The organism is Rhodanobacter sp. G2-10 (genome assembly GCF_055809185.1).
This window is the reverse complement of sequence record NZ_CM147900.1, coordinates 2,398,372-2,410,160: the sequence shown is the minus strand read 5'-3', so window position 1 is coordinate 2,410,160 and position 11,789 is coordinate 2,398,372. Positions and strand designations below refer to the sequence as shown.

The following is an 11,789-nucleotide window of genomic DNA, read 5'->3' as shown; positions in this document are numbered from 1 at the left end:
GAAATTCGATCATCCTCTCGTTGGGCCATCCCACGGCAGCGAGTTCGCACGACCATCACCATCAATCCGCCCACAAAACCACATCTGATTTCAACCAACTCCCAATCCCCGCAACTCCACTCCATCTCGATCCACCCGCAGCACCGACCCGTGCTCATACCAATCCCCCAGCACGATCCGCTCCGCAGGCTCCCCGTCCAGCTCGAACCGATGCACGGCCGGCCGATGCGTATGCCCATGAATCAACCGGCTCACGCCGGCCTTGCGCATCGCATCCGCCACCGCACTGGCATTCACATCCATGATGCTCTCCATCGTGCTGCCGGTATGCGCCTTGCTGTCTGCGCGTGCTTTTGCCGCAAACGCGCGACGGGCCTCAAGCGGCATCGACAGGATCTGCGCCTGCCACTCGGGCGTGCGCACTTGCCGTCGCACCGCCTGATAGGCGACGTCGTCGGTGCACAGCACGTCGCCGTGCATCAGCAGGGTGGGGCGGCCTCCAATCTCGTGCACGACGCCGTCGTCGAGTACGGTGAAGCCGGCACGTTCAGCGAATTGCCGGCCCAACATGAAGTCGCGGTTGCCGACCATGAAGTACACCGGTACGCCGGCATCGCGGAGGGCACGGGTGGCGGTGGCAATGCGTCGCGGCAGTTCGGCATCGTCGTCGTCGCCAATCCAGGCTTCGACCAGGTCGCCGAGGATGTACAACGCGTCTGCCTGGCGCACTTCGTCGCTGGCCAGGTAGCGCTCGAACAGATCGGTGATGTGTGGTCGGGCGGCATCCAGATGCAGGTCGGCGATGAACAGCGTGGCCATCCTGCGCTCAACCCTTGGCCGGATGCTTGACGGGCTTGGCTGCAGCGGGTTTGGCAGATTTCGCCTTGGCTGGTGCGGCGGCGCTACTGCCCGACGCTGGCGTGCCTTCACTGACGATGCGCGCGCTTTCGATCACCACCAGCGGCTTGGGCACGTCGCCGGCAAATGGACCAAGTGCACGCGTGGGCAGCGCGGCGATCTTGTCCAGCACATCCATGCCCTTGGTGACCTTGCCGAACACCGCGAAACCCCAGGTAAGACCGCTCTGGTTGCCGACGAAATCCAGCCGGCGATTGTCGACCAGGTTGAAGAAGAACTGCGCCGTGCCGGAATTGGGATCAACGCCGCGCGCGACGGCGATGGTGCCGCGCAGGTTCGAAAGGCCGTTGTCGGCCTCGCTGGGGATTGCCGGTCGGGTCCGCTTGGGCTGCAGCTCGCGCGTGTACAGGCCGCCTTGCACCAGATAGCCGGGGATCACCCGGTGCAACACGGTGCCATCGTAGAAACCATCGCGCACGTATTGCAGGAAATTCGCCACGCTCTTGGGCGCCTTGTCCGGGTACAGTTCCAGCGTGATGTCACCCTCGGAGGTGTGCAGCAGCACCTGGGGTTCAGCCGCGGCAGGCGTCGCGTCGGCGGTGGCGGGCTTGGCGTTTTGCGCCGGCAGGCCGGGCGGCAGGATCAGCAAGGCGGCGACGAGCAGAGATTTCAACATGGGCATGAGGCTGTCCGGATATGCGCACATGATACGCGGCAACGCGTGGAGGGGTTTTTCATGGCCGTGGCCGTCACTTGCTGGAGATGTCCAGTTTCACGCCGAGGTCAGCCATGGGTGACTGCTCCTGCTGCAGGTCGGCGGCGGTGAGCGGGCGCTGCTCGAACCAGCCGACAGGAATTTTCAGGCGCAGCGACTTGCTGCTGGCGGAAAGCTGCATTTGCGGCAGCGACTCGGCGCGCCGGGCACGCCGGAACAGCACGGCCAGGCGCAGCAGGGCGGTGATCTGCCGGGCCAGCGCGCGATAGCGCAACGGCAAGGCGCTGATGATGGACTTGTCCGGCTTCCGTCGATGCATCTCGACCACGGCAGCTAGCAGCTCCTGTTCCTGGCGCGAGAAGCCGGCCAGGTCGGCGTGGCGCAGGATGTAGGCGCCATGACGGTGGTGCTGGCTGTGTGCGATGGCGAGGCCGATTTCATGCACGCGTGCGGCCCAGGACAGCCATTCCCGTGCATCGGCATCAAGTTTCCAGCTGCGCGCCACCTGGTCGAACAGCATCAGCGCAGTCGATTCGACGCGTCGTGCCTGCGCGCGATCGACGCCGTAGCGCGTGGCCAGAGCGTCGATGCTAGCCGTGCGCGGATCGCTGCCACCGGCACGCCCGAGCAGATCCCACAGCAGGCCTTCGCGCATCGAGCTTTCGCATACGCGCAGCCGCTCGATGCCGAGCGCGGCAAATGCCGCCTCCATGATCACCACGCCGCCGGCGAGCACCGGCGCACGCTCGGCCGCCAGGCCCGGCAGTTTCAGCGTGCCGATCTGGCCGTGGTCGATCAACGCATCGCGCAACGAGGCGAGTGCTGCCGGCGTGATGCCGTCATCGCAGAATTTCATGGCTTGCACCACCGCGCCGATCGACTTGGTGGTGCCGGACGAACCGTAAGCATCCTGCCAGCCGGACTCGCGGTAATCCTCGGCGAATTGCTGCAACAGCACGCCGATCTCGCTGGTGGCACGCTGCCAGCGCTTGGTGGTGAGCTTGCCGCCGGGGAAGAACCGCAGCGTCGAGGCGATGCAGCCGGCTTGCACGCTCTCGGTGTGCAGCGGCGCCAGGCCACGGCCGATGATGAATTCGGTGCTGCCACCGCCGACGTCGATCACCAGCCGAGGCTCGCGCGACGCGGGCAAGTCGTGCGCCGCGCCGAGGAAGATCAGGCGACCTTCCTCGCGGCCGGATACCACTTCGACCGGATGGCCGAGGGCGGCTTCGGCGGCACTCAGGAAGGTCTGCGGCGAGGCCAGCCGGCGCACGGTGTTGGTGGCCACGGCGCGTACCCGCATCGACGGCAGCCCGGCGATGCGCTGGCCGAAGCGAGCCAGGCAGGCCAGCGCGCGGCTGCGACGCTCGGCGTCGAGACTGCCGTCGGGACGCAGGCCGGCGGCCATGCGCACGGTGTCGCGCAGGCGGTCGATCACGCGGGGTTCGCCGTGCTCCATCCGCGCGACCACCATGTGGAAGCTGTTGGAACCCATGTCCACGGCCGCCATCAGCTCGCCATCGCGGATCGGGGTCGGTTCAGTCGGGCTCACGCCGGGGCTCCCGCAGCGGCAAAGCGTCGATTCTCGCACGCATGGGCGCGCTGCGTGCGCGCGCTGAAGCTCACTGGCAGATCCTTGCCAGCAGGCCCTGTTGCGCGCTGTAGGGCGGGTTGTTTCCAGGCTCGGCGCGCACGTAGCGGCCATCGCTGCCGAGCAGCCAGGCCTGGGTGTTGTCGGCCAGGCCGTTGGCCAGCGTTTCCTCGAAGACGCGCGCGGCCAGCTCGGGGTCGAGGATGGGGAATGCCACCTCGATCCGCCGCATCAGATTGCGTTCCATCCAGTCGGCGCTGGCGCAGTAGATTTCAGGTTCGCCGTTGTTGGCGAACCAGTACACGCGGCTGTGTTCGAGGAAGCGTCCCACGATGGAACGGACCCGGATGCGCTCGGAAATACCGGGCAAGCCGGGGCGCAGGGTGCAGGCGCCGCGCACGATCAGGTCGATCTCCACACCCGCTTGCGAGGCGCGATAGAGCGCCTCGATCACGCGCGCGTCGTTGAGTGCGTTGAGCTTGGCCACCAGGCGCGCGGGACGACCTGCCAGCGCGTGGGCAGTCTCGCGTTCGATGCGCGCCAGGATGCCCGGGTACAGCGTGAACGGTGAATGCAGCAGTCGTTTCAGTTCGATGATGGGGCCCAACCCCGACAGCTGCTGGAACACCTTGTGCAGGTCTTCCCCGATTTCCGGGTTCGCCGTCATCAGGCCGATGTCGGTGTAGACGCGGCTGTTGGCCTGGTGGTAGTTGCCGGTGGACAGGTGCGCATAGCGGCGAAGCGTGTTGCCCTCCCGGCGCACGATCAACATCATCTTGGCGTGGGTCTTGTAGCCGACCACGCCATAGACCACCTGTACGCCCGCCTCCTGCAGGCGTGTGGCCAGGCGGATGTTGGCCTCTTCGTCGAAGCGCGCGCGCAGCTCGATCACCACGGTGACATCCTTGCCCTGGCGCGCTGCCTCCACCAGCAGGTCGACCAGCGGGGTGTCCTCGCCGGCGCGGTACAGGGTCTGCTTGATCGCCAGCACCTGCGGGTCGGCCGTGGCCTGGCGCAGCAGGTCGATCACCGCCGCAAAGCTCTGGTAGGGATGGTGCAACAGCACATCGCGTCGGCTGATCAGCTCGAACTTGCTGTGGGTGGCGTCCAGCGCGGGCGGCAGTTGCGGGGTGAAGCGCGGAAACTTCAGTTCGGGACGATCCAGCCAGTCATAGATCGAGCCGGCGCGAATGATGTTGACCGGGCCGTCGCAACGGTAGACGTCGGCATCGTCGAGCTGGAAATTCTCCACCAGCATGGCGGTGATCGCCTGCGGGCAGTCGTTGGCGATCTCCAGTCGCACCGGGCGTGCGTAGCCACGACCGACCAGCTCCTCGCTGAGGGCGAGCGCGAGGTTTTCCACCTCGGCCTCCTCGACGATAAGCTCGCTGTTGCGGGTGACCCGGAACTGGTACGAGCCGACCACCTTGAGACCGGGGAACATCAGGTCGACGAAGGCCTGCAGCAGTTCGGCCAGGAACACGAAGTGATCGCCCGGTCCGCTGACCTCGTTGGGTACGCGGATGATGCGCGGGAGCGAGCGCGGCGCACGGACCAGGGCCATGTGGCCCTCGTGGCCGAAGGCGTCGCGCCCCTGCAGCACCACCGCGATGTTCAGCGTCTTGTTGAGGATGCGCGGAAACGGATGCGCCGGGTCGAGGCCCAGTGGCGACAGCACGGGCAGCACCTCATGCTCGAAATAGCCCTGCAACCAGCGGTGCTGGCGCGGCGTCCATTGCTTGCGGGTGAGGATATGGACCTTTTCCTGCTCAAGCTGTGGCCGAATCTGCTCCTGCCAGGCGGCGTAGACCTCCGCAACCAGATCCAGCACGCGGCTGCGGATCTGTGCCAGCAATTCGCCCGAGGGGACGCCGTCCGGACCGGGCGCGGCCGAGCCGTAAGCATGGTGGTGCTTGAGCATCGCCACCCGTACCTCGAAGAACTCGTCGAGGTTGTTGGCGACGATGCTCAGGTAGCGCACACGCTCCAGCAAGGGCACGGCCGTATCACGCCCCATCGCCAGCACGCGGAAGTTGAACTCCAGCGCCGCCAGCTCGCGGCTGAAATACAGCTGCGGAGCATCGAGGTCGACATCGCGTGGCATGCGGGCAGAGGGTCTGGACATACCCCATTCTGGCGCATGGCGCGCGCCAAATACATGGTGCGGCGCGGTGGCGCATCCTTTCGCTCGTCATTCCAGCGCAAGCTGGAATCCAGTGTCTTCCAGGAGTTGCGGCGACACCCGATCCGGCTCGTCAGAATGACGGCTTGTTCAGATCTTCGCTAACCGTGTGCCTGCCAGGCATTTGCCGGCGTCGCGTCAAGTCCGAAGCACAGGCGCCCACGGCAAGCTTCACCCGGCTGCAGCTGTTGACCGTCGGGGTTGTCCTTGGTCTGGATCCTGCGCTTGCGCAGCTCCAGCAACAGCGGCGTGAGTTCGGTGATGCGGGCCTGGATGCGGGCGCGTGCGTAGTAGTCCAGGTCGTCGCGCTTGAGCAGGCGCTTGAGCTGTTCCATCGCGTCGAACGGCCGCCCGGAGTAGTAACTGGCATCGGCGTAGGCTTCGCCGGCGCGCACGCTGTCGCCGGCGGCGTCGCTGGCGCGCGCGTAGGCGCTGTAGATTTCCGGTTCGCTGGCATCGTTGAGCATCGGCCGCAGCAGGCTCGCGGCGAGGCCGGCCTGGGTCTTGTCGGCACCGGCCGTCAGCGCCTTGGCGTAGGCGAGCGCCACCGCCCGATCGCGCGGTGATTGCGCGTTGAGCTCCTGATAGATCGCCAGCGCGGAGGCGCGCTGGCCGGCTTGCAGCTCGGCGTCGGCCAGCGCCAGCTTCAGGATCTGGTTGTCCGGCGCGCTGCGCAACAACGGCTGCAACTGGCCGATCGCAAGCGCGCCACGTCCGCTGCGAGTGAGCGCAAGTGCGTAGCCGTAGCGGTTGGCCGGCGTGTCGAACTCGCGGCGGTTCTGCAGGTTGGAGCTGTAGTAGGTCGCCTCGCGCGTGGCGTCCCCGGCCAGCACACGCACCCGTTCGCGCATCAAGGCATAGGTGTCGTCGCCGGCGCCGGGTTTCGCCGGCGCGTTGAGGACGGCCGGATTCTTGACGAAGGCGATCGGCGCGGTGGTCATGGCCCATTGCCTGCTATCCAGAGTGGCCGCAGGGCGCTGCTTCTGGCCCGCAATCAGCGTACCGGCACGCGCCTTCGCGTCGCTGATGCGCATGGTCGTCACCGGGTGGGTCTGCAGCAGGGCCGGCACATCCCGGCCGCCGGCACCGGTGCTGAGCACATCCTGCATGCGCTGGAAGAAGTCGGCCATGGCGTTGGGATCGAAGCCCGCCCGCGCCAGGGTCTGGATGCCGACACGGTCGGCCTCGATCTCGTCCTTGCGCGTGAAGTTGATCGACTTCTGCGCTATCAGGCCCTGGCCACCGGCGAGCACAGCCATCGGCGCATCGCCGCTGTGGCTGGTGGCGCCGGCCGCGATGGCGCCGAGCAATACCAGCGCCATCAGCGGGGCGTCCTTTTTGGAATCCTCGAAGGCACGCTGCAAATGTTTTTGCGTGATATGGCCGATTTCGTGCGCGATCACGCTGGCCAGTTCGCTTTCGTTGCGCGTGATCGTGAACAGGCCGGAGTTGATCGCGATATAACCGCCGGGGGCAGCGAACGCATTGATCTCCGGATCCTTGGCGATAAAGAAGGTGAAGTGATCCTTGGGCTGGTCGGAGCTGGCCGCCAGTCGATGGCCCAGGTCGTTGATGTAATCGTCGAGCAGGGGGTCGTCGACCACCATGTCGAGCGCACGCATCTGGCGCAGCATGGAGGCGCCGTAGTCCTGCGCCTCCTGCGGCGAAATCAGCGCTTCGGCCGAGCTGCCCAGGTCGGGCAGGCGTACGTCATCCTGGGCCCCGGCCGTGCAGGCGAGGCTGGCGGTGATCAGCGCCGTCAACAGGCGCGCGCTAAGACGTCGTGGTGTCATGGCCATCGGTACGCGACAATAGCATTGTGACCGCGGGCAAGGGTGTCGGTTCCTCGGCTTGCGTTGTGTCCGGACGGTCCCCATTTAATCAACTGGATTTTCGCTATTTCGGAGTTTTCGTGATGCCCAAGATCGAGGTCTATTCCACGGCGGTTTGTCCTTACTGCGTGGCCGCCAAGAACCTGCTCAAGTCGCGTGGACTGGAGTGGACCGAGGTGCGCGTGGACACCGATCCGGCGCAGCGTGAGACGATGCTGGCGCGCAGCGGTGGCGCCCGTACCGTGCCGCAGATCTTCGTCAACGACCAACACGTCGGTGGTTTCGACGAGTTGGCGGCGGCCGATCGCAGCGGCAAGCTGAAGCAGATGCTGGAGTCCGCCGCATGAGCGACAAGTTGGCCGAGTTCAGCGCGTTCCGCCAGCGCATGAACGAGCGCATCCTGGCCGAGGACAACCAGGTCGTGCGCCGCTTCTTTGCGCTGGATACGCAGACCTACAAGGCCGGCGCGCTCGACGTGAAAACCAAGGAGATGCTTGGCCTGGTCGCGTCGATGGTGCTGCGCTGCGACGATTGCATCAGTTATCACGTGGCCCAGTGCAAGCAGGCCGGGGTGCAGCGTGACGAGTTCTTCGAGATATTCAGCGTGGGGCTGGTGGTCGGGGGATCGATCGTGATCCCGCACTTGCGCCGTGCGGTGGATTTCCTCGACCAGCTCGAAGCCGGCGAGCCCAGCACGCCGGAATGCGCCGATCACGCCTGACAGCCTGTAGGGCGGGCTCCGCCCGCCGGCTTTTCCTGGATGCCACGGCGGGCAGAGCCCGCCCTACGCAAATCCGCCGCGTTCCCGACTCCCGGTCATGCGAGTTTCCGCGATGGTCCGTGCGAGGATTTGCAACGCCTCATTCGCGCTGCAGGCTGTCCGGCAAGGGCAGCTTGAGCGATAATGGGCGGTCTTGACGTGCGCCTTTTCATGCGCGCATGCGATCAGTCCCCAAGGAGTCCCCCATGAACAAAACCATCGCCGTGATCCCGGGCGACGGCATCGGCCCGGAGATCATGACTGCCACGCTGCGCGTGCTCGACGCGCTGGACTGTGGCCTGAAGTACGAAATGATCGACGCCGGCATGGTCGCCCTGGAAAAGCACGGCGACCTGCTGCCCAAGGCCACGCTGGACAAGATCGCCGAGCACAAGGTGGCCCTGAAAGGCCCGCTGACCACGCCGATCGGCGGAGGCTTCACTTCGGTCAACGTCACGCTGCGGCGGCACTTCGACCTCTACGCGAATGTGCGCCCCGCGGTCAGCTTCCCGGGCACCAAGTCGCGTTACGAGAACATCGACATCATCACCGTGCGCGAAAACACCGAAGGTGCGTATCGCGCCGAGGGACAGACCCTGTCCGAAGACGGCGAGATCGCCGAATCGGTGGCGCGCAACACGCGCAAGGGCAGCAGCCGGATCGTGCGCTACGCCTTCGAGTTGGCGGTGAAGAAGGGCCGCAAGAAGGTCACCGCGGTGCACAAGGCGAACATCCTCAAGACCAGCTCGGGCCTGTTCCTCAACGTGGCGCGCGAGATCGCCAAGGAGTATCCGCAGATCGAGTTCAACGAGATGATCGTGGACAACACCTGCATGCAGCTGGTGATGCGCCCCGAGCAGTTCGACGTGATCGTCACCACCAACCTGTTCGGCGACATCCTTTCCGACCTGTGCGCCGGCCTCGTCGGCGGCCTCGGCCTGGCGCCGGGGGACAACATCGGCGAGCACGCGGCGATCTTCGAGGCGGTGCACGGCTCGGCGCCGGACATCGCCGGCAAGGGCATAGCCAATCCGTGCGCGCTGCTGCTGGCCGCCGCCGACATGCTCGACTACCTGGACATGGTGGCCAAGGGCGACCAGCTGCGCCATGCGATCCGCGCCACCATGACCGACGACCGCGACAGCGTGACGCCCGACCTTGGCGGCAAAGGCAGCACCAGCAGCTTCGCCGACGCCATCGTGAGGCGCATCAAGGGCTGAGCCCCGATGGTGCCGGGATCAAGACAGCCGCGGCTTGTCACCGCGGCTTTTTGTTGGTGCATCCGTTAGCCAGTTGCATGAAGCGTCAATGCATGATCGGCCAGGGCGCCAGGAAGATAATCCACAGCAATGCCAGGATGCCGACGTACTTGCCGGCCTTGTAAACCCCCTTGTGCCGCCGCTTGAACTCCTTCTTCCAGTGGTGCATCGCGCCCTTGCGCTGGCTGAGCGCATACAGCCGGTTGATGAAACCGGTCTTCTCGGTGTCTTCGTTCGGCGAGGCGGTGATCTTGCCCATGAACGCGCCGACGCGATGATTGATCGCGCTCATCCAGCGCGTGCGCAAGGGCCGCTCGACGTCGGCGAACAGGATCACCCGGGTCTGGTCGGTCTTGTTTTCGACCCAATGCACGAAGGTCTCGTCGAACACCACGTCCTTGCCGTCGCCCCAGGCGTGTTCTTCGCCGTCGACGAAGATGCGGCAGTCGCGCGAGTTCGGCGTGATCAGGCCCAGGTGATAGCGCAGCGAGCCCGCGAACGGATCGCGATGGGGATTGAGCTTGCTGTTGGGTGCCAGGGTGGCGAACATCGCCGCCTTGATCCCGGGGATGGCATTGAGCAACTCGACCGTCTTCGGGCACAGCGCCTGCGCCGACGCCAGCGGCTCGCCGTACCACTTCAGGTAGAAGCGCTTCCAGCCCTGCTTGATGAAACTGTTGAAACTGGCGTCGTCGTTCTTCGTGGTGCCACGGATATGCCCCCGGTCAGTCAGGTGCAACGCCTCGTCGCGGATCGTTTCCCAGTTCGCCTGCAGCAAATCCAGCTCGGGAAAGCCGCGCCGGTCGAGGATCGGCTTGGCCGGCACCGCCGAGAACGCATACATCAACAGGTTGTAGGGCGCGAACACCGCCGAGTGGTCCACCAATTGCCGGTCGAAGCGCAGCCGCACACGCCCGCGCAGATGTACCAGCAGCACGCACAGTGCGAAGAAGACGAACAGGGCGAGCAGAATCAGGCGCGGCGTGAAGATCATGGCGGCGGTACGGCATGGGGTGATCAGGGGGCCATTGTAGCGGGATGCCGGAGGCGGGCTGGGTTGAGAGCAGTGTTCGGTGTTCGGTGTTCAGTTTTCAGTGACGAGCCTTCAAGATGCCGAGCACCGAACACCGAACACCGAACACCGAAAGCCGAAAGCCGAAAACCAGCCCCTACATCATCTCCGCCGCAAAGTCCGCCAACCTCGACCGCTCGCCGCGCCGCAAGGTGATGTGCGCCGAATGTTCCCAGTCCTTGAATCGATCCACCGCATAGGTAAGCCCGGAGGTCGTTTCGGTGAGGTAGGGCGTGTCGATCTGCTCGACATTGCCCAGGCAGATGATCTTGGTGCCGGGGCCGGCGCGGGTGATCAGGGTTTTCATCTGTTTAGGAGTGAGGTTCTGGGCCTCGTCGATGATCAGGTAGCGTGACAGGAAGGTGCGCCCGCGCATGAAGTTGAGCGAGCGGATCTTGATGCGCGAGGCGAGCAGGTCGTTGGTGGCCTGGCGGCCCCAGCTGCCGCCGTCTTCGGGGTTGGCCAGTACTTCCAGGTTGTCGGTCAGGGCGCCCATCCATGGCGTCATCTTTTCCTCCTCGGTGCCGGGCAGGAAGCCGATGTCCTCACCCACCGACACGGTGGCGCGGGTCATGATGATCTCGCGATAACGCTGCTGGTCCATGACCTGGGCCAGTCCGGCAGCCAGCGCGAGCAGGGTCTTGCCGGTACCGGCATTGCCGAGCAGGGTGACGAAGTCGATCTCCGGATCCATCAGGGCGTTCAGCGCGAAATTCTGCTCGCGGTTGCGCGCGCCGATGCCCCATACGTGGTGATTGGCGTGGGAGTGGTCGTCCAGCAGCACCAGCGTGGCGTGCTCGTCATCGAGTTTTAGTACGCGCAGTTCGATCTCGTTGTCGCCCGGCAGATACAGGCACTCATTCGGGTGCCATTCTTCATCGTCGCGGCGATCGAGTTCGTAGTAGGTGCGGCCGTGGTCGGTCCACGAGCGGACTTCCGGATGCCGATCCCAGAAGTCGGCGGGCAGTTCGGCCGAGCCGGTGTAGAGCAGGGAGAAATCGTCCAGCGCGCGGTCGTTTTCGTAGTCTTCGGCGACCAGCCCGTTGATGCGCGCCTTGATCCGCAGGTTGATGTCCTTGGTGACCAGGATCACGTCGCGATCGGCGTTCTGGTCACGCAGCTCGATCACCGCGGCGAGAATCTGGTTGTCGGCCTTGGCGTGGCCGTTGCTGCTGGTGCGGTGCTGAAAGTACAGCCGTCCCACGGAGCCGCCGCGCTTGAGCTTGATGCCCTGCGGGTTGGCCAGTTCCAGGCCTTCGCCGAGATCATGCTGCTTGCCTGTCTCGATCAGCTCGTTGAGGAAGCGGCTGACCTGGCGGCCGTTGCGCGAGACTTCCGAAGCACCTTTCTTCTTCTCGTCGAGTTCCTCCAGCACGGTCATCGGGATAAAGACGTCGTGCTCTTCGAAGCGGAACAGCGAGGTCGGGTCATGCAGCAGGACGTTGGTATCGAGAGCGTAGATGCGCTTGCTTCCGGTCATGCGGAAGTGTCCTCACTGGTGGGTGGATTAAACGAGCGGT

At 65.2% G+C, this 11,789-nt stretch carries 10 protein-coding genes; 3 read left to right on the top strand and 7 right to left on the bottom strand.

Annotation, left to right across the window (positions count from 1 at the left end; all coding sequences use genetic code 11):
- Positions 1 to 90 precede the first annotated feature (90 nt).
- The 5 genes from AC0L58_RS11000 to AC0L58_RS10980 all read right to left on the bottom strand — a co-directional run bounded on the left by AC0L58_RS11000 (position 91) and on the right by AC0L58_RS10980 (position 7,145).
- A complete protein-coding gene (locus tag AC0L58_RS11000) occupies positions 91 to 819 on the bottom strand; it encodes a UDP-2,3-diacylglucosamine diphosphatase (RefSeq protein WP_473683314.1) in 729 nt (242 codons plus the stop codon).
- Between the two features lie 7 nt (positions 820 to 826).
- Positions 827 to 1,534: a peptidylprolyl isomerase gene (locus tag AC0L58_RS10995; RefSeq protein WP_473688702.1), complete on the bottom strand. Its 708-nt coding sequence runs from the start codon at positions 1,532 to 1,534 to the stop codon at positions 827 to 829.
- 73 nt (positions 1,535 to 1,607) lie between these two features.
- A complete protein-coding gene (locus tag AC0L58_RS10990) occupies positions 1,608 to 3,125 on the bottom strand; it encodes a Ppx/GppA phosphatase family protein (RefSeq protein ID WP_473683312.1) in 1,518 nt (505 codons plus the stop codon).
- Positions 3,126 to 3,195: 70 nt separating this feature from the next.
- Complete coding sequence (ppk1, locus tag AC0L58_RS10985; protein ID WP_473683310.1) at positions 3,196 to 5,289, bottom strand: polyphosphate kinase 1; 2,094 nt, start codon at positions 5,287 to 5,289, stop codon at positions 3,196 to 3,198.
- A gap of 158 nt (positions 5,290 to 5,447) precedes the next feature.
- Complete coding sequence (locus tag AC0L58_RS10980) at positions 5,448 to 7,145, bottom strand: beta-barrel assembly-enhancing protease (protein ID WP_473683308.1); 1,698 nt, start codon at positions 7,143 to 7,145, stop codon at positions 5,448 to 5,450.
- A 116-nt stretch (positions 7,146 to 7,261) separates the two neighbouring features.
- On the opposite strand from AC0L58_RS10980, the gene grxC reads away from it, so the two are divergent.
- The 3 genes from grxC (at position 7,262) to AC0L58_RS10965 (ending at position 9,158) form a co-directional block, all read left to right on the top strand.
- Positions 7,262 to 7,525, top strand: coding sequence for a glutaredoxin 3 (gene grxC, locus AC0L58_RS10975; RefSeq protein WP_473683306.1), 264 nt, complete (start codon positions 7,262 to 7,264; stop codon positions 7,523 to 7,525).
- Positions 7,522 to 7,899: a carboxymuconolactone decarboxylase family protein gene (locus AC0L58_RS10970; RefSeq protein WP_473683304.1), complete on the top strand. Its 378-nt coding sequence runs from the start codon at positions 7,522 to 7,524 to the stop codon at positions 7,897 to 7,899. Before grxC ends, AC0L58_RS10970 begins: the two co-directional genes overlap by 4 nt.
- Before the next feature lie 245 nt (positions 7,900 to 8,144).
- Entirely contained in the window at positions 8,145 to 9,158 is a 1,014-nt protein-coding gene (locus AC0L58_RS10965; RefSeq protein WP_473683302.1) for an isocitrate dehydrogenase, read from the top strand.
- A gap of 85 nt (positions 9,159 to 9,243) precedes the next feature.
- On the opposite strand, the gene AC0L58_RS10960 is transcribed toward AC0L58_RS10965, so the two are convergent.
- On the bottom strand, positions 9,244 to 10,191 hold the full coding sequence (locus AC0L58_RS10960) for an aspartyl/asparaginyl beta-hydroxylase domain-containing protein (RefSeq protein ID WP_473683300.1): 948 nt from the start codon (positions 10,189 to 10,191) through the stop codon (positions 9,244 to 9,246).
- A gap of 175 nt (positions 10,192 to 10,366) precedes the next feature.
- Complete coding sequence (locus AC0L58_RS10955; protein ID WP_473683298.1) at positions 10,367 to 11,749, bottom strand: PhoH family protein; 1,383 nt, start codon at positions 11,747 to 11,749, stop codon at positions 10,367 to 10,369.
- Between the last annotated feature and the right edge of the window lie 40 nt (positions 11,750 to 11,789).

Bases quoted from the DNA above. Each gene is read 5' to 3' on its own strand.
- AC0L58_RS11000 (WP_473683314.1), bottom strand. From the start codon at position 819: ATGGCCACGCTGTTCATCGCCGACCTGCATCTGGATGCCGCCCGACCA.
- AC0L58_RS10995 (WP_473688702.1), bottom strand. From the start codon at position 1,534: ATGTTGAAATCTCTGCTCGTCGCCGCCTTGCTGATCCTGCCGCCCGGC.
- ppk1 (WP_473683310.1), bottom strand. From the start codon at position 5,289: ATGTCCAGACCCTCTGCCCGCATGCCACGCGATGTCGACCTCGATGCT.
- AC0L58_RS10980 (WP_473683308.1), bottom strand. From the start codon at position 7,145: ATGGCCATGACACCACGACGTCTTAGCGCGCGCCTGTTGACGGCGCTG.
- grxC (WP_473683306.1), top strand. From the start codon at position 7,262: ATGCCCAAGATCGAGGTCTATTCCACGGCGGTTTGTCCTTACTGCGTG.
- AC0L58_RS10970 (WP_473683304.1), top strand. From the start codon at position 7,522: ATGAGCGACAAGTTGGCCGAGTTCAGCGCGTTCCGCCAGCGCATGAAC.
- AC0L58_RS10965 (WP_473683302.1), top strand. From the start codon at position 8,145: ATGAACAAAACCATCGCCGTGATCCCGGGCGACGGCATCGGCCCGGAG.
- AC0L58_RS10960 (WP_473683300.1), bottom strand. From the start codon at position 10,191: ATGATCTTCACGCCGCGCCTGATTCTGCTCGCCCTGTTCGTCTTCTTC.
- AC0L58_RS10955 (WP_473683298.1), bottom strand. From the start codon at position 11,749: ATGACCGGAAGCAAGCGCATCTACGCTCTCGATACCAACGTCCTGCTG.